This window comes from Deltaproteobacteria bacterium (assembly GCA_016223005.1).
Taxonomy (GTDB): Bacteria; Desulfobacterota; GWC2-55-46; order UBA9637; family GWC2-42-11; genus JACRPW01.
In genome coordinates, this window is the sequence record JACRPW010000011.1 from 14018 (window position 1) to 35252 (window position 21235).

At 40.1% G+C, this 21235-nt stretch carries 21 protein-coding genes and 1 tRNA gene; 5 read left to right on the forward strand and 17 right to left on the reverse strand.

The genetic code is table 11. The features are described from left to right. Nucleotide 1: 1 nt before the first annotated feature. Nucleotides 2-3484, reverse strand: coding sequence for a transcription-repair coupling factor (gene mfd / locus HZC45_01310; GenBank protein ID MBI5681804.1), 3483 nt, complete (start codon nucleotides 3482-3484; stop codon nucleotides 2-4). A gap of 141 nt (nucleotides 3485-3625) precedes the next feature. Between mfd and HZC45_01315 the strand changes: the two genes are divergently transcribed. From HZC45_01315 to HZC45_01330, 4 genes are all read left to right on the forward strand, one after another. Further along, on the forward strand, nucleotides 3626-5062 hold the full coding sequence (locus HZC45_01315; protein ID MBI5681805.1) for a class II fructose-bisphosphate aldolase: 1437 nt from the start codon (nucleotides 3626-3628) through the stop codon (nucleotides 5060-5062). After that, nucleotides 5034-5252 carry a type II toxin-antitoxin system HicB family antitoxin gene (locus tag HZC45_01320; GenBank protein ID MBI5681806.1) on the forward strand — a complete coding sequence of 73 codons (219 nt, stop codon included), beginning with the start codon at nucleotides 5034-5036 and terminating at the stop codon, nucleotides 5250-5252. Before HZC45_01315 ends, HZC45_01320 begins: the two co-directional genes overlap by 29 nt. A 63-nt stretch (nucleotides 5253-5315) precedes the next feature. Next, a complete protein-coding gene (gene glpX, locus HZC45_01325) occupies nucleotides 5316-6278 on the forward strand; it encodes a class II fructose-bisphosphatase (protein ID MBI5681807.1) in 963 nt (320 codons plus the stop codon). A gap of 49 nt (nucleotides 6279-6327) precedes the next feature. After that, on the forward strand, nucleotides 6328-7359 hold the full coding sequence (locus tag HZC45_01330; GenBank protein ID MBI5681808.1) for a 6-phosphofructokinase: 1032 nt from the start codon (nucleotides 6328-6330) through the stop codon (nucleotides 7357-7359). Here the strand turns inward: HZC45_01330 and HZC45_01335 are convergent. The 12 genes from HZC45_01335 to bioA all read right to left on the reverse strand — a co-directional run bounded on the left by HZC45_01335 (nucleotide 7351) and on the right by bioA (nucleotide 15908). After that, nucleotides 7351-8628 (reverse strand): (Fe-S)-binding protein, encoded by a 1278-nt coding sequence (locus tag HZC45_01335; protein MBI5681809.1) that lies wholly within the window; start codon nucleotides 8626-8628, stop codon nucleotides 7351-7353. The genes HZC45_01330 and HZC45_01335 overlap by 9 nt on opposite strands. 1 nt (nucleotide 8629) lies before the next feature. Then, the gene (locus tag HZC45_01340) at nucleotides 8630-10015 is read right to left on the reverse strand and encodes an FAD-binding protein (GenBank protein ID MBI5681810.1); all 1386 of its coding nucleotides are present in this window, start codon (nucleotides 10013-10015) and stop codon (nucleotides 8630-8632) included. Between the two features lie 77 nt (nucleotides 10016-10092). Then, entirely contained in the window at nucleotides 10093-11118 is a 1026-nt protein-coding gene (locus HZC45_01345; GenBank protein ID MBI5681811.1) for an alcohol dehydrogenase catalytic domain-containing protein, read from the reverse strand. Nucleotides 11119-11165: 47 nt separating this feature from the next. Continuing rightward, complete coding sequence (locus tag HZC45_01350) at nucleotides 11166-11426, reverse strand: type II toxin-antitoxin system RelE/ParE family toxin (GenBank protein ID MBI5681812.1); 261 nt, start codon at nucleotides 11424-11426, stop codon at nucleotides 11166-11168. Next, complete coding sequence (locus HZC45_01355) at nucleotides 11419-11610, reverse strand: hypothetical protein (GenBank protein ID MBI5681813.1); 192 nt, start codon at nucleotides 11608-11610, stop codon at nucleotides 11419-11421. The genes HZC45_01350 and HZC45_01355 overlap by 8 nt, the downstream gene beginning before the upstream one ends. A 67-nt stretch (nucleotides 11611-11677) precedes the next feature. After that, nucleotides 11678-11872, reverse strand: a complete 195-nt coding sequence (locus tag HZC45_01360; GenBank protein ID MBI5681814.1) for a hypothetical protein — start codon at nucleotides 11870-11872, stop codon at nucleotides 11678-11680. After that, entirely contained in the window at nucleotides 11869-12219 is a 351-nt protein-coding gene (locus HZC45_01365; protein MBI5681815.1) for a type II toxin-antitoxin system RelE/ParE family toxin, read from the reverse strand. Before HZC45_01365 ends, HZC45_01360 begins: the two co-directional genes overlap by 4 nt. 62 nt (nucleotides 12220-12281) lie before the next feature. Continuing rightward, nucleotides 12282-12692, reverse strand: a complete 411-nt coding sequence (locus HZC45_01370; GenBank protein MBI5681816.1) for a putative toxin-antitoxin system toxin component, PIN family — start codon at nucleotides 12690-12692, stop codon at nucleotides 12282-12284. Next, a complete protein-coding gene (locus tag HZC45_01375; GenBank protein MBI5681817.1) occupies nucleotides 12689-12907 on the reverse strand; it encodes a ribbon-helix-helix protein, CopG family in 219 nt (72 codons plus the stop codon). The genes HZC45_01370 and HZC45_01375 overlap by 4 nt, the downstream gene beginning before the upstream one ends. An 82-nt stretch (nucleotides 12908-12989) precedes the next feature. Beyond that, on the reverse strand, nucleotides 12990-13778 hold the full coding sequence (gene lsrF / locus HZC45_01380; GenBank protein MBI5681818.1) for a 3-hydroxy-5-phosphonooxypentane-2,4-dione thiolase: 789 nt from the start codon (nucleotides 13776-13778) through the stop codon (nucleotides 12990-12992). 58 nt (nucleotides 13779-13836) lie between these two features. Continuing rightward, the gene (gene bioD, locus HZC45_01385) at nucleotides 13837-14475 is read right to left on the reverse strand and encodes a dethiobiotin synthase (protein ID MBI5681819.1); all 639 of its coding nucleotides are present in this window, start codon (nucleotides 14473-14475) and stop codon (nucleotides 13837-13839) included. Then, nucleotides 14472-15908, reverse strand: a complete 1437-nt coding sequence (gene bioA / locus HZC45_01390; protein MBI5681820.1) for an adenosylmethionine--8-amino-7-oxononanoate transaminase — start codon at nucleotides 15906-15908, stop codon at nucleotides 14472-14474. Before bioA ends, bioD begins: the two co-directional genes overlap by 4 nt. Before the next feature lie 99 nt (nucleotides 15909-16007). On the opposite strand from bioA, the gene HZC45_01395 reads away from it, so the two are divergent. Continuing rightward, nucleotides 16008-17468, forward strand: coding sequence for an aldehyde dehydrogenase family protein (locus HZC45_01395; protein MBI5681821.1), 1461 nt, complete (start codon nucleotides 16008-16010; stop codon nucleotides 17466-17468). Here the strand turns inward: HZC45_01395 and HZC45_01400 are convergent. From HZC45_01400 to metG, 4 genes are all read right to left on the reverse strand, one after another. After that, nucleotides 17425-17501 (reverse strand) — tRNA-Met (locus tag HZC45_01400). The genes HZC45_01395 and HZC45_01400 overlap by 44 nt on opposite strands. 37 nt (nucleotides 17502-17538) lie before the next feature. Next, a complete protein-coding gene (locus HZC45_01405) occupies nucleotides 17539-19182 on the reverse strand; it encodes a VCBS repeat-containing protein (GenBank protein MBI5681822.1) in 1644 nt (547 codons plus the stop codon). A gap of 127 nt (nucleotides 19183-19309) precedes the next feature. Further along, nucleotides 19310-19693 (reverse strand): hypothetical protein, encoded by a 384-nt coding sequence (locus tag HZC45_01410; GenBank protein ID MBI5681823.1) that lies wholly within the window; start codon nucleotides 19691-19693, stop codon nucleotides 19310-19312. Then, entirely contained in the window at nucleotides 19690-21222 is a 1533-nt protein-coding gene (gene metG, locus HZC45_01415; protein MBI5681824.1) for a methionine--tRNA ligase, read from the reverse strand. The genes HZC45_01410 and metG overlap by 4 nt, the downstream gene beginning before the upstream one ends. Between the last annotated feature and the right edge of the window lie 13 nt (nucleotides 21223-21235).

Below are 21235 nucleotides of genomic sequence, written 5' to 3' on the forward strand. Positions count from 1 at the left end.
ATTATATAAGTTCTTGCAATAGCCATCTTGCATCTTCTAAAATACCCTTCTTGACATCAATAGACATTGCAATCTTGTCGGGTGTTATCTTGATTTCCCCTGGGTATCTCTTGAGCAGATTTAAAATCTGTTCCGGGTGTATCTTTGTATCTTTAGTAAAGGTAATATATAGTTTATCACCCCTCTGGGACATATCTATTGCCTTCAGGGTCTTTAGCATAAGTTTTAATTCCATAATGCTTATTAGATTCTGGCTTGTGTCGGGCAGTTTTCCGAATCTGTCAATGAGTTCTATCTTTAAATCCCCTATCTCTTCTTTGCTTGTGCAGGAGGCAAGCCTTTTATATATATTCAACCTCTGTCGCATATCATGTATATAATTATCTGGAATAAATGCTGCTATCTTTAAGTTTATTTCAGGGTCTATACAAATCCCTTTTCTTTCCCCTTTCATTTCCATTATAGTTTCTTCAAGCATTTGTGTGTAAAGTTCAAAACCAACATCAGCAATGCGGCCTGACTGGGCATGTCCAAGCAGTTCTCCAGCCCCCCTGATTTCCATATCATGTGAGGCAATCTTAAAACCCGAACCAAGTTCAGATAATTCCTGAATGATGCGAAGCCTTTTTTCAGCATCTCTGGTCAGAACCTTTTCAGGAGAGACAAGCAGATATGCGTATGCCCTGTGCCTGCTTCTGCCTACTCGTCCCCTTAACTGATAAAGTTGTGCAAGCCCGAATTTATCAGCCCTGTTTATTATAATGGTGTTTGCAGATGGAATATCAAGCCCTGATTCTATTATTGCAGTTGATAAAAGAATATCAAACTCTTTATTCACAAAACCCATCATAACACTTTCAAGTTTGTGCCTTTCCATCTGTCCGTGTGCAACTTGAATCCTTGCCTCAGGCAGTATTTTTATAAGATATTCCAGCATGCTTCCTATACTTTCAACCCTGTTATGCACGAAAAATACCTGTCCGTGCCTTGCCATCTCTCTTATAACTGCGTTGCGGATAGTTTCATCATCAAACATTGTAACAGTAGTCTTGATGGCAAGTCTGTCTTCAGGCGGTGTGTTTATAATACTTAAATCCCTTATGCCTGATAATGACAGATGAAGGGTTCTTGGTATAGGTGTTGCGGTAAGGGTCAGTATGTCAATCTCTTTTCTGAGCTGTTTTAACCTTTCTTTATGTGCAACGCCAAACCACTGCTCTTCATCAATCACAACAAGTCCGAGTTCCTTGAAAGACACATCTTTCTGTAAAAGTCTGTGTGTCCCAATAATTATATCCACCTCACCCTTTGCAAGCCTTTGCAAGACAGTCTTTTGTTCTTTAGGGTTTTTAAATCTGCTGATTACATCAATTATCACAGGATATTCAGAAAGTCTCTTCTTGAATGTCAGATAGTGCTGCTGGGCAAGTATGGTTGTTGGCACAAGAACAGCAACCTGTTTGTTGTCCATAGCAGCCTTAAAGGCAGCCCTCATAGCAACTTCGGTCTTACCATAACCAACATCTCCGCATATAAGCCTGTCCATTGGTTTTTCATCTTCCATATCTTTGAGGACATCTTCAATAGCAGAGATTTGGTCAGGTGTTTCATCGTATTCAAAAGACTCTTCAAATTCAATAAACAGCCTGTCAGGTTTTGAGAATGCAAAACCTTTTGCTGTCTTTCTGATGGCATATAATTCAAGGAGTTCTTTAGCCACTGCCTCAACAGATTTTTTTACCCTTAACTTGGTTTTTTCCCATGATGTTCCGCCAAGTTTATCTATCGGCGGCATCTTACCTTCAACACCTGTGTATTTGCCGACCAGATTCAACTTTGTAACAGGCAGATAGAGTTTATCACTGCCAAGATACTCTATCAGCAGAAAATCGTTTTCAATGCCTTCAATCGTGATTCTTTTTAACCCTTGATATATGCCTATTCCGTGAAATGTATGCACAACAGGTTCGCCTATCTCCAAGTCGCTCATCTGAGTTAGGAATGTATCAATATGTCTTGTGGATGACTGCCTTTTCTTGATTCTTTCACCAAAGATTTCATCTTCTGTTATTACCGCTAGTTTTAAATCATGGATGCGAAAGCCTGTTGTAAGACTGCCTATAACTATATAGGCTGAAGGGTGAAGGCTGAAGGCGGAAGGTGGACTTATAATTGGCAGATTTAATTCATAGCCTTCCAGAAGTTCCTTCAACCTTTCTCCACCGCCTGCCGAAGGACTTATCAGAAATATATTCCAGTTATCCCCTTGCCACCCCTTTATCATATCTACTAATGGCTTAAGTTTGCCTTCTTCTCTTGCAAATGAGACTGCCTGCCTTATATCTATATTAGATGTAGAATATAGCGCGATGGCAATGTCTTTATCCGTGATGTCTGTAATATTAACAGCCGCTGTTTTTGCAAGTAGAGAAACAGTTTCTTCTTTGGAGAGATAGAGTTCAGAAGGATGGACAAAGAATTGCCTTTTCCCCATCGTCTTTCTTTCCATCTCCAGACACTCTTTTGTAAATCTATCCATTTCATCCAACACCCTTTGCTCATCAACAATAAAAAGAGTGGAATCCTTTGCAATATAAGGAAAAATCGTTTCGGTCTTCTCGTAGAATAAAGGCATAAGTGATTCTATGCCTGAAAAATACACATTATTATTTATTCTTTCCAATATGGTATCTACTGCATTCATTGTGAGTTCCAATCCATTTGCCCGTTCCTTGATTTTCTTATTAGCCGTTATCTTTGTTTCTTCATTTATAATTATCTCTCTAAAAGGGATGAGCACAATCTCGTTTATTCCTTGTTTCCCTTGCCCCTTATCTATATATGTTAAAGTCCTTTGCGTGTCAGGGTCAAAAAATCTTATGGATTCTACTTCATTGCCAAAAAATTCCATACGCACAGGTTTTGAATATAGGGGGGTAAAGATGTCAAGGATGCCTCCTCTTATGCTGATTTCACCCATCATTTCTACAAGGGCAGTGCGTGAGTAACCCATTTGAGTAAGTTCCCCTATAAATTTGTCCCTGTCAATCTCCATGTCAATTTGAATGTGTTTTATAGAAGCCTTAAAAATATCTATTGGCATAGTCTTTTGCATTAGTGCCTGCGGTGTTGTTACCAAAATCCCTATATCATTTTTAATCAGTTTATAAAGGATATTTAGACGGCCGACAGATATATCAGGGTGCGGTGAGAGCATTTCAAACGGCAGTGTTTCAGGGGATGGATAGATATTGACAAAGTCGCTTCCAAGAAAAAAAGAGAGGTCTGTATAGAATTCTTCTGCCTCATCATCTGATGGGACAACTACAACACACGGTTTTAATGTTTTTATAAAGAATTCTGATATGATAAATGCCCTTGATGAGCCATATAGACCTGAAAGGGCGCACCTCTGCCCTGCACATAAAGAGGATATGCCCTCTAATGCCTTAAGGATGGTATGTTTTAATGAAGATTTTTGCACGACCTGTAAAAACAAGATACAGATGTAAAGGGTAAGTTGTCAATATTTTTAGTATTTGATTGTTTGTTTAACTGTGCTATAGTTATGCAAAAAAAAATATCCCCGGTTGTCTTCGCATTTTTTGGGATTATAGGAGGTCGCATGGAATATCAAAAACTGCAAGATATTTATGACTCTCTTCATGGTATTATAGAGATTAGAAATAATGAGGCAAGGCTGATTAATGAAAAGAAACTGAAAGATGAGTTAATAGACAGCCTTGTTTATAATGCTGTCTTTGGCAGGGATAAAGAGATAAAAGGCAGCTGCAGATTTATTATAAAATTATGCGGGGCAGCATCAGGCGCCAAGCCTGCATCCATTCAGGGATTATACGAGGCAATGGGCAGAGGCGATGTCTCTGGTTTTACTGTTCCAGCAATAAATATAAGAGGTCTTACCTATGATACTGCAAGGGCAGTGTTTCGTTCTGCATTAAAAAATAATGTTGGCGCACTAATATTTGAAATCGCAAAAAGTGAGATGGACTATACAGACCAAGCCCCCTATGAATACTCTTCGGTGGTTATTGCATCTGCTATAAAAGAAGGTTTTACTGGTCCTCTGTTCATACAAGGCGACCATTTCCAAATGAGTGCAAAAAATTATGCAAAGGATAAGGCTAATGAGATTGCAGGAATCAAAGAACTAATAAAATGCGCAGTTGGTGCAGGTTTTTATAATATTGATATTGATTCATCAACCCTTGTTGAACTAAATCAACCAACAGTGGTGGAACAGCAAAGACCTAATTTTGAGATTGCAGCAGAACTCACAAGGTATATAAGGGATGTAGAACCCCCGGATGTAACTATATCTGTTGGCGGTGAAATAGGAGAGGTTGGAGGCAGGAACTCTACAGAAGAGGAACTTAGGGTCTTTATGGACAATTATAATATGGCAATTGCTGGGATGGGCAGTCCTAAAGGGATAAGCAAGATTAGTATTCAGACCGGAACATCTCACGGCGGAGTTGTCCTGCCTGATGGCACAATTGCAAAGGTAAAGGTTGATTTTGATACGATTGAAAGATTGTCAAAGGTTTCTAGGGAAGCCTACGGACTTTCAGGTGTTGTCCAGCACGGGGCATCAACGCTTCCTGATGATGCGTTTCATATATTTGTTGAGAGGCATGCATCAGAGGTTCACCTTGCAACAGGTTTTCAGAATATGACTTACGACAGTAAATATTTTCCACAAGATTTAAAGGACGAGATCTATTCTTACCTCAAGGAAAAATGTGCAAAGGAAAAAAAGGAAGGAGAAACCGAAGAGCAGTTCATATACAAGACAAGGAAAAAAGGGGTTGGACCATTCAAGAAAAAGATGTGGGATTTATCACAACCTTTAAAGAGCGGGATTGGAATGGAATTGGAAGATAGATTTACCATTTTATTTGGCAAACTAAATGTCAAAAATACAAAGGATGTTGTTGCCAAATGGGTCAAACCAGTGGATGTGCCTTTGAGCCTTGAAAAAGAGATAGAGAACGCTGATTTGAAGGTTCAGGCTGGCGGTCTATCCCATAGCGCTGATTAAGTGTAATTCATATGGAAACTATTCTGCATATTCACCTGACTTGCCCGGATATGCAGTTATAGGAGCTACGCGTGAAGAAGCAGAGCAAAATATACATGAAGCCATTGAACTGCACTTGCAAGGGCTAAAGGAGGATGGGCTGTCTATCCCTCAGTCGACTTCCTTTGCAGAGCATGTTGCCATCAGATAAAATTTCGCTATGGACACTTCTGATAACACCGCACATCTAAAAATTTTTTAAGGAGGTTTATTTATGGATAGAAATCTTGCATTGGAGATGATAAGGGTTACAGAGGCAGCAGCCCTTGCCAGTGCCCGTCTTATGGGCAGGGGTGATGAAAAGGCTGCTGACCAGGCTGCAGTTGATGCCATGAGAAAGGCATTAAATTCAATCAATATGAACGGAACTGTTGTAATAGGTGAAGGAGAAAGGGATGAAGCCCCGATGCTTTATATTGGAGAAAAGGTTGGCAATACTAATAACAGCGGCTCAGCTGAAATTGACATAGCCCTTGACCCTCTTGAGGGAACTACCATCACAGCAACAGGTGGACCGAACGCCCTGTCTGTTATTGCCATTGCTGAAAAAGGGAATTTTCTCCACGCACCTGATACATATATGGACAAGATTGCAGTTGGACCAAGGGCAAAGGGTGCAATTGACATCAGATTATCACCGACAGAAAACCTTGAAAATATTGCAAAGGCAATGGGAATGAAGGTTAGTGATTTAACAGTTATTATACTCAACAGACCAAGGCATCAGAAGTTAATAGAAGAGGTAAGAAAGGCAGGGGCAAGAATCAAACTTATTCCTGATGGTGATGTCTCTGCTGCTATTGCAACTGCCCGACAAGGAACAGGTGTTGATGTGCTTATGGGAATAGGCGGTGCGCCAGAGGGGGTTATTGCTGCAGCAGCGTTAAAATGTGTTTGCGGTGATATGCAGGGTGTGTTGAAACCAAGAAATGATGAAGAGGTAGAGCGGGCAAAAAGGATGGGTGTAAAAGATATAAATAAGGTATATACCATAGATGAACTTGCTGCAGGAGAGGTCATGTTTGCAGCAACTGGTGTTACAGATGGTGATTTCTTAAAAGGGGTAAGGTTTTTTGGAGGCGGGGCAGAAACCCATTCTGTAGTTATGCGTTCAAAGACACGCACGATAAGGTATATAACAGCGACTCATCACTTTGAATGCAAGCCGATTTATTAAACCCAAAAAAAGCAGGCAAGGCGGGAAAAGCGAGAAAGGAGGTAAAGGTATGAAAGTTGGGGTCTTGACAGGCGGCGGTGACTGCCCGGGTTTGAATGCAGTTATAAGGGCAGTTGTAAAACTGGCAGACAACTACGGCTATGAGGTTATAGGCATAAAGGATGGCTGGAAAGGGCTTGTAAGTAATTCAACAATACTGCTTACCGAAAATATGACATCTGACATTTTGTCAAAGGGTGGGACAATACTTGGGACATCAAGGACAAATCCATTTAAAGATGAGAAGACTGCAGAAAAGGCAATAGAGAATATAAAAGGGTTAGGACTTGACTGCATTATTTGCATAGGCGGCAATGATACACTTGGTGCTGCATCAAAACTTTATAATAGGGGAATCAAAACTATTGGCGTTCCAAAGACAATTGATAATGACCTTTCAGGGACTGATTTTACATTTGGTTTTGATACTGCGGTAAGCATTGTTTCAGATGCGATGGACAGACTCCGCACAACAACAGAGGCGCACCACAGGATTATGGTTGTAGAGGTAATGGGAAGACACGCAGGTTGGATTGCGACATTTGGCGGACTTGCAGGCGGCGCTGATATGATACTGATACCGGAAAAGCCGTTTGATATAAATGATATTGTATGCCGTGTGAACAAGTATTATAAAACAGAGGGCCGCTACAGTATGATTATTGTTGTGGCAGAGGGCGCAAAGCCGATAAATATGGAAGGTTATATAACCAAAGATATGAAAATGGATGAATTTGGAAATGTTATGCTTGGCGGTATTGGCGATTTTCTTGCGAAGGTAATAGAAAAGAATACAGGGGTAGAAACAAGGCATGTGGTTTTAGGACATCTTCAAAGAGGGGGAAGCCCAACAGCATACGATAGAATCCTTGCCACAAGATACGGCATAAAGGCAGTAGAACTCATAAAAGAGGGTAAATTCGGCAGGATGGTTGCGTTAAACGGCAGTAAAATTGTTGATATACCTATAGAAGAGGGTGTAAAAGAAACTAAGACAGTTGATATGGATACTTATAGGATTATAGATATATTTTCAAGCTAGCAATTCCACAACATGCACAACCTTTGTCTTTGCGCCTATTTTGTGCAGACCATCTTTGATTTGCATTATGCATCCCGGGCATGATGTTGCAGCAATTTGAGCGCCTGTGTTTTTTATATCCATTGCCTTTTTTCTGTTTATTTCCATTGAAAACTCATAATTTGTTATGTTGAAACTGCCTCCGAGTCCACAGCATTTGCAAGGATGGCTCATCTCTTTAAATCTATACCCGCTGAATTCAATCAATTCCCTTGGCTCATCTTTGATTCCCTGACCTCTGCTCAAATGACATGGATCATGGTAGGTGACAATCTGGGAGGTGGGAGGTGGGAGGTGGGAGGTAAAATATTTAACCCCTACCTCATTTGCAAGCAACTCTGTTATATCCTTTACCTTGTGGGCAAACCTTTCCACCCTTTGCTGCATACCATCACCTTCATCTGCCAGAAGTTCTTTAAATCTCCTCTTTAGACCTTCACCGCATGTGGCACATGCGGTTGTGATATAATCAAGTTCATATCTTTCAAATGCCAGAAGATTTTTTATGGCAAGTTTCTTTGCAGTTTCAATATCTCCTGCACCAACAGCAGGCATACCGCAGCAGGCTTGGTCAAGCGGGACTATGACAGATGCGCCTATCCTTTCCAGAACACTTAAAGATGCCTCACCGATATGGGGATAGATGTAATTTATAAGACAGCCAGCGAAGAAACCTATACAATGCTGTGATTTATCTTTTTTACTTCTGACTTCTGACTTCTGACTTCTGACTTCTAAAAAAAATTCCTTTGCCAATTGCGGCATAAGGCGGTTTTTGCCTATAAACGGCAGCGGGAATCTCCTGTGCAGACCGCTTTCTTCAGGAACTCTTTTAAAAAACAGGTTTTGAATCTTTGATGCGAATTTAACAAAGGTGTTTCCAGCCTTTTCTGAACCAAAAAACTTTGATATTGCAGTGCGGGTAAAATCAATCTTTCCATTTTTAAATGCCTCTCCCCTTGCTGTGATAACAATTTCAGGCACAGGCACATCATTCGGACAAGATTCTCTACAAGCCCCGCAAAGCACACATTCATTTATATGTTTTATAAACCTCTCTGAAAGTCCTATTTCATTATTCAATAAAGCTTTGCAAAGCGCTGTCTTCCCCCTTGGGCTTGCCTGCTCCATCTTCACCACATCAAATGTTGGGCATACGCTCCTGCATGTCCCGCATAAGACACAGTTAGAGAGTAGAGAGTAGAGAGTTGAGAGTGAAGATAAAGACAAATTATTCCTTCTCCTTTGGAAAGATTTTCCCGGGATTTAAAATACCCTTTGGGTCAAAAACCTGTTTGAGCCTTTTCATCAAATCTATAGCAGCGGGGCTTATTTCCATTCCTATATACGGCATCTTGGCAGTCCCTATGCCGTGCTCGCCTGATATTGTGCCGCCCAAATCTATGGTCAATTTGAATATGTCCTCCACAGCCTTTTTTGCCCTTGCTGCTTCATCTGTATTGTTCTTATCAATCATAACATTTACATGGATATTGCCGTCTCCTGCATGTCCGAAGTTTGCTATTGTGAGGTTATATTTGCTAGCAATATTATTTATCCCTGATATTGCAGCCGGGATTTTGCTTCTCGGCACAACAATATCTTCATTGATTTTATCAGGGTTAAGTTTCTTTAGAGACGGGGATATAGCCCTTCTTGCATTCCAGAGTCCTTTACGCTCTTTTTTATCCTTTGCAAGTTTAAATTCTTTTGAGCCATGAGCAGCGCATATTCTCTGAATTGCTGCAGCCTCTTTTTCTATTAAGTCCTTATCTCCGTCAACCTCTATCAAAAGCATTGCATCAACATCTTTTGGAAGAACATTGAGATACCCCTCAATACACCTTATGCAATTTCTGTCTATAAATTCCATAGTACAAGGAATAATCTTTGAAGATATAATCTTGGATACAGCGGCTGCAGCATCTCTCATATCTGAAAATACAGCAAGCATGGTCTTTGCTGCCTCTGGCAGCGGCAGGAGTTTTAAAATAATTTTTGTAACAATGCCGAGTGTGCCTTCTGAACCTACGAGCAACCTAGTCAAATCATAACCAACAACACCTTTCATGGTTTGTGTCCCTGTATTTATGACCTCTCCTGTTGGCATGACAACCTCTAACCCTAAAACATAGTCTCTTGTAACTCCATATTTTACTCCCCTTGGTCCGCCTGCATTTTCTGCTACATTTCCGCCAATGGTTGAGAATTTCAAACTGGTTGGATCTGGCGGATAAAAGAGCCCAAGTTTTTCAACCTCCGCCTGCAATTCGCCTGTAACAAGGCCCGGCTCAACAATGGCAATAAGATTTTCAGTGTCAATCTTTAAGATTTTGTTGAACCTTTCCAGAGAGACAACTACCCCGCCTTCAACAGGCAGACTTCCGCCTGAAAAACCAGAACCTGCCCCTCTCGGCACAACAGGAAATTCCTCAAAATTAGCCATCTTTAAAATAAGGGAGATTTCTTCCGCATTTTTTGGAAACACAACTGCATCAGGAAGGAATTTTTGATTTGTTGCATCGTAGGAATAACAAATCAGGTCTTCCTTTGAGAGCAGGATATTATTCTTGCCCACAATATTAGTTAATTCTTTAATAATGTTTTGAGAAAGCACAATCCACCTTATGTTTTCAGTATATCATATAGAAGAGGAGAGGTAAAAGAGAGATTAGGAAGAATATTAGGAAGGATTTATTTATACGGCTCTATGATTACCTTTATTGATTCTCTTGCCTCTGCAACAAGTTTGAAACCCTTGCCTGTTTCTGCAAGCGGCAAACGATGGGTAATCATGTCTTCTAAATTTACCCTTTTGTTCGCGATAAGTTCCATTGTTGCTGTAATATCAATGCCGCTTGCTGCATAGGATGTGGTTAAGGTAATTTCATTGCGCCATAAGTCCCAGAGAGGAATAGGAATTTCCACATCAGGGTTGGTGGGAGCAAAGAAGAGAATTGTCCCTCCCCTATCAACAGACTTTAGTCCCTGTTGAATTGCAGCCTCTGCCGCTGTGCAGATAATAACTAAATCAGCAAGGAAACCATTGTTTATCTCCTTCAATCTTTTAGGTACATCTTCTTTGGCATTGATAATTTTATCCGCGCCGAATTTCTTGGCGGCACTCAATCTATAATCGTTTATATCTGTTGCAACAATCTTTCCAGCGCCAAGCGCCCTTGCAAGTTGAATGTGCAAGAATCCAGAAATGCCGCTGCCGATTACTAGGATTTTTTGCCCTGCCTTAAAATTTGCAAGCCGCAGTCCCCGAAAGCAGCACGCAAGAGGCTCTATGAAAGTGCCTTCCTCATAAGAGATTTCATCCGGCAATAAAAATGTGCCTCTATCAACATTGATTTTCGGCACACGGATATATTCTGCAAAACCGCCGGGCTCAAAATTTGTTGTGCGGAGCGTATCACATACAGAATGGTGTCCTATGAGACAGTAGTGGCAGGTGTTGCACGGCACATGATGGGTTACAAAAACCCTGTCCCCTTTTTTATATTTTGACACACCCTGCCCAACCTCAACAATATCACCGCTGATTTCATGCCCAAGAACAAGCGGCGATTTCTTAATCCGATACCACTCCATAACATCGCTGCCGCAGATCCCGCTGGCAATGACCTTTACGAGCAGTTCACCATCGCTGATTTTCGGGACAGGCCGCTGTTCAAGCCGGACATCATTATTATTGTAATAGACTGCTGCACGCATAGAAAAATCTCTCCGATACCATTTTGCTGTTATCTGCTTATATTATTTTATTCGTAAACATCTTTTCTATGGCGTACGGATATAATGTCAACAATGCTTTTATCATCATCTATTGCATAAAGCACTCTGTAATCACCGATTCTAATACGCCAAAGATGTTTATTCCCGCGTAACTTTCTGCAGCCGTGGGGACGAGGGGTTTTCGCCAGCGCCTCAATTTTAGGAAAAATCCTGTTTAAAATATCTTCTTCAAGTGTCTCAATCTCTTTGCGGGCAGAGCGGGCAAAGGTTATTGCATAATCAGGCATGTAATTTCCCTTGTTTTCTCAGTCGTTCTTTTACCGATGCGAGTGATTCTCTTGGTTCTTTTGCCCTCTGTCTTGCAATCAAATTATCATAGAAGTCATCCCAAAGCCCTCCAAATTTTTTCAGATTGATTTGCACCGCCACTTTCTGCCCTTTTTCATTTGTTACAAACTGAATGCCTTCCATGGTTAGATGCCTCCTTTCTTGCAAACTTTTTTGAATTTTGGCGGGCGCAGCCCACCCTACTTACTATTTAAACTGACGAGACAAATTGCTCTATAGAGTCAACCTTCTTGATAAGATCTTCAGGGCTTTTGTGTTTCTGAATATCTTTTTTGAGTTCCTCTAAACGGTACTCAATGTCCAGTTTTATCTTCTCCTCCAGAAATGAACGTCTGAATTCCTCGGAAGAAACCTGCTTTTTAAAATATTTCTCTGCAATATTCATTTTGCACCTCGCCATAATTCCCTGATAGATTTTGCCTTCTCAATTTCATTTTTAGGTGTTTTTTGCTCTTTCTTCACAAATCCATGCGTGAAGATGATTTGCTTCTCTGCTTCATAAAAATAAAAACTTCGCGAAATTCTGTTTTCAAAACTCACCCTTAGTTCAAAGATACCGTCTTCCAGATGTTTGGACAATTTCTCTTTGGGCTGTATTCCGCTGTTTTTCAACTCCACCAACTTTTCAATATATGCGAATATTTTAGCACGTTCTTTGATAGATAGGCTATCCAAAAAGTCAAGCATTGCAACCTTGCCATTAACTTCGGCAAAATCATAGGTGAATTTCATTTATCGCCCCATTTGCTAATCTTGAGCGGAAATATCACTACCTCTTCTCATCCTCATAAATCTTATTCGCTTCTTTTGCTTCTCAAAAAATCCCAATATTGCCGCGGTGTGATTATTTTTACTTCTTCATACTGTTTTAATGCCAAGAGGTCATTATCGCCTGTGATTATAAAATCAACATTTCCCCTTAATGCCGTGCCGATTATTTTGATGTCATCTTTATCACGGCACGCTGATTTAGCAACTTGTTCAGGTTCAAACAATTCAGCCATGTCCCGTAAATATTCTATTATATTTTTAACGGTATCATCAGGCAGATTAATTTTCTCAGTCAATTTTTCCTGAACTTCCGCCAGAATATGTTCACTTATTATAATAGTGTCTTCTGCAAGGCATACCTCAAATATCTCAGCGCATAAACCTCTGGCAGCAAAGGCAGCAATAATGACATTGGTGTCTAATACGACCCTCATGAGATGGCTTTGAAAACATCCTCATCCGTCAGCAGACCTTCTGCTTCAGCGAATGGAAGAACCTGTTTCCTCAACTGCTTGAACCTTTTAACAGCAAGATACCTGGAAACAGCGTCCCTGATGATTTCACTTTTAGAGGTCTTTTCTTTCTTCACTACTAGTTCCAGTTCCTGCTGTAGTTTTTCGGGCAGTCTTATGGTGATTGTCTCTGTCATAATTTATACCTCACTTTTTAGGCAATCTGTAAGACATTGTAACTCCAATATGTCTATTTGTCAAAATTACCATTCCAAAAAATCATTTCCCTTTCTTCCCATCTTCGTAAATCTTATTCGCCTCTTTTGCCGACGCGTTTTCATGGATGATGGCGCGGATTGCCTTAATCATCGGAACGGGATGTGTATTTTGCCAGATGTTTCTGCCGAGGTTTACGCCGATTGCGCCTTTCCGCATTCCATCAGCGACAAATTCCAAAACCTCAAAATCAGTCTCTGTTTTTGGTCCCCCTGCTATTACAACAGGGACAGGACAAGTGCTTGTAACCTTGTCAAAATCTTTGCACCAATATGTCTTTACAACCTTTGCGCCGAGTTCTGCAGCAATTCTACAGCAGAGAGACAAATAGCGGGCATCTCTCTTTTCCAATTCCTTACCAACTGCGGTAACTGCCATGACAGGAATGCCGTATTCTTCTGCCTCATTTACAAGTGTTGACAGATTTAACAGTGTCTGACGCTCATATTCACTGCCTATAAAAATAGACAAGCCTACGGCAGAGGCATTGAGCCTTATTGCCTCTTTTATGGATGTTGTAATGCCTTCATTTGCCAAATCTTTTCCAACAATGCTTGTGCCGCCAGACACCCTTAAAATAATCGGCACAGTATTGTCAGCAGGCACGCATGAACGCAAAACACCTCTTGTAACAAACAAGGCATCGCTGTAAGGGAGAAGCGGTTTTATGGTTTCCCCCGGTTTTTTTAATTTTTTTGTGGGACCAAGAAAATATCCGTGGTCAATCGGCATAAACAGGCATTTCCCGTTCTTAATTATCTGCGACAAACGATTTTTCATTCCCCAATCCATATAAGTCCTCCTTTTATCCAGTAATTTTTTAGCAAGATACAGGATAAAGTAATTCAGGTCAATTGATTTTTGTTTTTATAAATGGCACTTCTCCGAGTATATCTATGTCTGTAAACCTTCTTACTTCGGCAGGATTTGCCAATACAGTCTTTTTATTAGAGGTTGTGTTATTGAAGATTATGCCGAGTGTTTTAATGCCAGAGTCTATGGCACATCTTACAGTCAAAAGTGTATGGTTGATTGCACCCAGTTTTGATGCTGTAACAATGACAATCGGCAGTCTTAAGAGTTTTATCAGGTCAATGATTGTCTCTTTATCATTCAGCGGCACCAACAATCCGCCTGCACCTTCAACAACCATAAAATCATGATAGGATGCAAGTTTTTTATAGCAATCTGAAATTTTAGGTAGTTTAATCCTTCTGCATGAGATCCTTGCTGCAGCAGAGGGAGACGCAGGTTCTTTAAACCTGTATGGATTTATAATATCCAGATGGTCATTCACACCAGCACAGTTTTTTAAAAATACTGCATCTTCTGGTATCAGCGTATCCTTCTTTTTCCTGCAGCCTGTTTCAACAGGTTTCATAACACCAACATCTACACCATGTTTTTTAAGTGCCTTTACAATTAACCCTGCAACAAAGGTCTTACCAACCCCTGTATCTGTGCCTGTTATGAAAATGCCTTTACTCACCCGTAACCCTCTTTACCCAAAAAATGCATTCGGTTTTTATTTTTCGGGTTTATGCAATCGTGAACTATAGTTACCATCTTTTTTAGTTCCGTCTTTTTTATGCAGAGCGGCGGCATCAGAACTATGGTATCACCAATGGGTCTGATTATAAGCCCGTATTCCCTTGCCCTCATGCAGATTTTATACCCTGTCCTTGCCTCCATTGGGAAAGGCTCTCTTATTTTTTTATCTTTTACAATCTCTATGCCTGCCATGAGTCCTTTTTGTCGGACATCACCAACATAGTTCTTTCCTTTTATCCCTTCCAGAAGTTCTGTAAAGTATTTTACTTTACTCTGAATCCGCGTAATGGTCTTTTCCTTTTCAAAGATTTTTAAATTTGCCAGTGCAGCAGCGCACCCAAGTTGATTTCCTGTGTATGTATGTCCATGGAAGAATGTTTTAATATCTTTATATTTACCAAGGAATGCCTTATAAACCTTCTCTATTGTAAGTGTTGCTGCAAGAGGTAAGTATCCAGCAGTTATACCCTTTGCAAGACATAAAAAATCAGGATTTACATCCTCATGCTCACATGCAAAAAATTCTCCTGTTCTGCCAAACCCTGTTGCCACCTCATCCGCAATCAAAAGGATATTGTATCTTGTGCAGAGTTGCCTCACCTTTTTTAAGAATCCAGTTGGTGACACAATCATTCCAGCAGCGCCCTGAACAATTGGTTCAATAATGCAGCCTGCAATCTCTTTGTGATGGTTTTTCAAAATATCTTCAAACTTTTTTATGCAGGAGATATTGCATTCAGGATATGTCTTTCTGACAGGACATCTGTAGCAGTATGGATAATATGCCTTGAATGTTGGGAATAACAAAGGCTTGTATTTTTTTACAAATATATCAATCTCCCCGACGCTCATTGAACCAAATGTGTCTCCGTGATATGCACCGCTGAAGGCAATGAATTTTGTTTTTCTGACCCCTGACCCCTGACCCCTGACCCCTGCTTGTTGCTGCCAGTATTGGAATGCCATCTTTAATGCAATCTCAACTGCTGTTGAGCCGTTATCTGAATAAAAGACCCTTGATAATAGTTTTGAGTTTTGAGTTTTGAGTTTTGAGTTTACTAATTGAACAAGTTTTTCTGCCAGAAGAATAGACGGAACATTTCCGAGTCCAAGAAGGGTTGAATGGCTGATTTTGTCTATCTGTTTTTTTATTGCATTATCTATCTCTTTTTTTCTGTGTCCATGTAGATTTACCCAGAGGGATGAGATGCCGTCAAGATACCTTTTCCCATCCATATCTATAAGATAATTTCCTTCACCCTTTTCAATTATCAGGTTGTCTCCCTTTCCCCATTCCATCATCTGTGTAAAGGGGTGCCATACATATTTCTTGTCAAGGTCTATAAGTAGAGATGAACGTTTCTTTGCCATAGATATCTGCATTATATATGGTGAATGATTAAGGGTCAAGAACCTTTACCTTTATTTTTTCATATACTATAATGGGCAAAAACCTGTGGAGGTAAATATATGTCAAAGCAGTACAGATTTCTTATAAATGGAGATTGGCGGGAATCATCAAAAAAACTAGAGGTCAGAAATCCATATAATAATGAAGTTATCGGCATTGTGAACCTTGCCATTGAAAAGGATTTGGAGGATGCTGTTGTTTCATCTCAAAAGGCATTTGAATTCACACGGAAACTCCCTGTTTATAAAAGGGCAGAGATTTTAGAGAATATTGCAGAAGGTCTTAAATCAAGAATAGAGGAGATTGCAAAAACCATAACCCTTGAGGCAGGAAAGCCAATAAAGGATTCACGGACAGAGGTCCACCGTGCAGTAAATACATTTCAAATTGCAAAGGAAGAGACAAAACGGATTTATGGAGAGGTTATGCCTCTGGATTTGATGGCAGGCTCTGAAAACAGACTTGGCATTGCAAGACGCTTTCCAATCGGTCCTGTCTTTGGTATCACACCATTTAATTTTCCGCTCAATCTTGCAGCCCACAAGATGGCGCCTGCTATAGCATCAGGCAACACAATGATTTTAAAGCCTGCCTCAAAGACGCCGTTATCAGCAATTATTTTAGGAGAGATTGTTTCAGATGCAGGCTTTCCAGCAGGCGGGTTTAATGTTGTCCCGTGTTCAGGTTCTCTTGCAGAGAAACTGGTTGCAGATGAAAGGATTAAAAAAATCACATTTACAGGGGGTCCAGATGTTGGTTTGAGATTAAAAAACCTTGCAGGTATGAAAAAGGTTACCCTTGAACTTGGCGGCAATGCAGGTGTGATTATCCATAATGACGCGGATATTGCCTTTGCAGCAAAGAGATGCGTTATAGGTGCATTCTCACATGCAGGGCAGATATGCATCTCAATCCAGAGGATATTTGTTCATAAGGATATTTATAAAGAGTTCACTCACAGGTTTCTTGCAAATATAAGGGCATTAAAACTAGGCGACCCTATGGATGAGGCAACAGATATTGGTCCAATGATAAGTTGTAATGATGTAGAAAGAATAGGTAAATGGGTAAAAGAGGCAGTAGAAGAGGGGGCTGAGATATTGATTGGCGGAAAGGCGAGGGGTGTATTTTATGAGCCAACTGTTTTAACTGATGTCAAACCATCAATGAAGGTCTGTTGCGAGGAGGTCTTTGCACCTGTTGTAACAGTTTCTCAATATAATGATTTTGAAGAGGCGGTCAAATCTGTAAATGATTCAAGATACGGTTTGCAGGCAGGGGTGTGGACAAGGGATATAAAAAATGTCTTTCATGCCTATAATGAACTAGAAGTAGGCGGTGTGATTGTAAATGATATACCAACATACCGCATAGACCACATGCCTTATGGCGGTGTGAAAGATTCTGGTTTTGGCAGGGAAGGTGTCAGATATGCAATTAAAGAGATGACAGAGATTAAACTCCTGGCTTTAAATTTGGTGGCGGTGCGTGGACTCGAACCACGGACAAAGGGCTTATGAGACCCCTGCTCTGGCCGCCTGAGCTACACCGCCACATCTTATCCCAAAAAATGCAGTTGCATTTTTTGGGTTATTTAATATTTAATTTATACCCTATCAGGTAACTGCTCTTTGCCCCTGTAACTGCATTTATATCCACAACAATGATAACTAAATCCTTCTGTCCATCATTGTCAAAATCCTTTATTGTAAAATCTGCAATATAACCGTCAAGTGTTTTGGTCTTCCAGTTCTCTTTAAACCTTCCATTTTCCCATGAAAGGTCAGCAACCTCTCCCTTTTTATACGACTCAATCTTTTTAAAGTATCTGCTTAAGGTGCCAGGTTCATTTTTGTTTACTATAATCTCTATATTGCCATCGCCATCAAGGTCACCATACAATATTCTGCTCTTTAAGTTAATAAATTCTGCAGGCTCATCAGAGCCTTTAATTAGATGAGAGGTTTCTAATGTTATCCTATTTAAACTTCCACCAAAGTAGTCTTTACTTGTCCACCCCTCCTGCCAGTTTCCCTTTCCCTCTTTTTTGAATAATTGCAAAATGTCGTTGTTTGTGTACACAAGCACATATTCATCCTTATCAGCACCAAGCGGCAGTCTGACAGAATTGTATATGTTAAATCCATCAGGCATATCAATATTTGCCTTTTCAGTTAATTTCCCTCTGTCCCATATAAGATGTTTTATATCTTTAAAAAATACCCTGTCAAGAGAGAACCCCTGTCCAATGAGTACAGGTGTTTCTTCGTATACGCCGTCAGATACCTTGAAAAACCACGGCAGATGCTGTGCAATCTTTACGAATTCACCATTCTGGTATTCAATAACATAAGAATCTGTATTCTTGCTTGACAATCTTGAAATATATATCTCAGGGACGCCGTTCCCATTTATATCAGCAACATCAACAGAGAAATTCTCTTCATACACCTTTCCCTTAAATTCCATCACCATATCCATTACATTTCCACGAATCCTGTAGATATAGAGATTATGGTCGTCTATAAGGATAACCTCATTTCTGTTATCGCCGTCTACATCGGCTACTGCAATTCGTTTTAAATTTATAGGTAAAGTTGGGCTCTTCCACAGTTGCTTTTCCTTAACAGTGTCCTTTGTTGTTATTATAAAATCGCTGCTGCCTGTCTCTTTTTTTGCCTCACCCTTTTTTTTGAATCCGCCGGCATATATGGGTGATGCACCAAAACCAGAAACTATAGATTCCAGTCCCTCTTTCTCCAGAATCTTTGCATTTAAATCAAGGGTCAGATGACTTACAGCAGGGATAAGGCTCTCTATGGTTCTGCCCTGCGATGTTGATTGAATAGGAGGTTCCTCCCGTTTTGCGCTGATGACTCTGGCATCCAGACTTATCGTTTCCCCAAGAACAGTGAGACTGCCGTAAACAACATAATCTGCCCCAAGTTCGCCGCCTATTTTTCTTATGACATCTTCAGTAATTTTATCATTTTCATATTTTGAGAATACATTTTTGACAGATGACTCTTTTAGAATTGCAAGATGTTTTTCTGCAGCCATCCTAGATGACACCATGTCGTAGAGGGCATCTTTTATATAGTCAAGTTTTTCTGTGGAATTTACCTTCCACGGAAGTATGGCGACATTTAGTTTAGTCTTTTCATCTGCCATGACGGAAGACGGCAGAAGAAAAAGCATAACAGCAAGGACATGTATAAATAATTTTATTTTCATAGATATATTCTTAAATTAAAAAAGTGGGGGTTTAAAACCCCACTTTATTTTGCAAACCCATAAAGACTATATACTAACAGGGAAAATAAAGTCAAGATGTTTGATGAGTTTGATGAGTTGAGGGCTACTACCCTTCCTTTATGTCAATCTCAACAGCAGTCCAAATGCCGTCAGGGGTTATCAGTTTTTTTAAGACAACCTTATATGAGATTCCCTTATTGTCTTTTACAGCAACAATAGATTCCTGATTGTTTTCTGAAAGTATCTGGCAGTTTTCTGTCTTTACATTTACACCCTCGTTTATAAGTGCTGCATGGGCAACATCCTTTGCACTCCTCCTCCATAACTGATTTCCATTTTCAACAGTTGCCTGAAGTTTTTTTTCATTGTCCATAGATACATTCAATTTATAGACCTTCACATTATTTATATGTGCGACTGCCTCTTCAGATTTAGAACAGCCCGAAAGAAAAAGCAGGGAAATGACCATGATACTAATAATATTTTTCATACCTCCTCCATTTTAGGGAAAAGAGGCTCTCCTTTTTTGAGTATAGCCCCCTCCTTTAATCCCCCCCATCTTATTTCTTCGTCAAAATCTATCTTTGAAATATCCCTTTCAATACCTATCTGCTGCCATATATTTTCTGCTGATGCAGGCATAAAAGGATATATCATAACTGCACTTATTCTCAATATCTCAAGACAGTTGTATAATATATTTATCAGATTATCTTTTTTTTGAGGTTCTTTTGCCAGCATCCATGGGGACATCTCATCTATATATTTGTTTGCCGTTGACAGAATCTCCCATACGGATGTTAAAGCCTTGCTAAACGCAAGTTCTTCCATAGATGCCTCAAACTTTCTAATAGATGAAGTAAGTGTATCTTTTAGGTTATTATCCGAGGAGCAGGGTGCAGCAGGTTTCGTAACTTCACCGTTAAGATATTTTACAATCATTGCAAGTGTTCGGGAAAGCAGGTTTCCCAGATTATTTGCCAGATCACCGTTTATCCTTCCCACGAGTGCCGTTTTTGAAAAATCACCATCCAAACCAAAAGGGACATCTCTAAGAAGAAAATATCTGAACGGGTCAACACCATATATATCAATCATCCCATTTGGATCAACCACATTGCCAAGGGATTTGCTCATCTTCTGCCCTTCAACTGTCCACCACCCGTGGGCGAATATCTTCTTTGGCAGAGGCAGTCCTGCGGATAAAAGCATAGATGACCAATAAACAGCATGAAATCTTAAGATGTCTTTACCGATAATATGAATATCCGCAGGCCAGAAATACATGAACCTTTCATCAGGATAACCTGCAGCGGTAAGATAATTGGTCAGGGCATCAAACCACACATAGACGATGTGTTTGGGGTCATCTGGAACAGTGATACCCCATGAAAATGAAGTCCTGCTTATAGATAAATCCTTCAAGCCATCCTTGATAAAACTCACAATCTCTTTTCTTTTACTTTCAGGCTCAATAAAGTCAGGATTTGCCTCAATATGTTTTAAGAGTGCATCCTGATACTTAGTCATCCTGAAGAAATAACTCGGTTCCTTTAGTTTTTCTACAGCCCTTTTACAGTCAGGGCATCTGCCATCCATTAACTGTTTTTCAGTAAAAAATGACTCGCATGGTGTGCAGTACCAGTCCTCGTATTCGCCCAGGTATATATCGCCATTTGCTGCAATCTTTTTCCACAGATATTTGACAGCCTTTTTATGCCTCTCCTCTGTTGTCCTGATAAAGTCATTGTTGGATATATTCAGTTTCTTCCAGAGTTCCTTAAACCTGACTACCACTTTATCAGCCAATTCTATAGGCTTCAGGTTTGATGAAAGGGCAGTCTTTTCAACCTTCTGCCCATGTTCATCTGTGCCGGTGAGAAAAAGGCAATTGCAGCCTTTAAGCCTTTTATATCTGGCAATACAATCTGCTGCCACAGTTGTATATGCATGCCCGATATGCGGGACATCATTAACATAGTATATAGGGGTTGTTATGTAAAATGGTTTGTTTGACATTTTTACTTCTTTA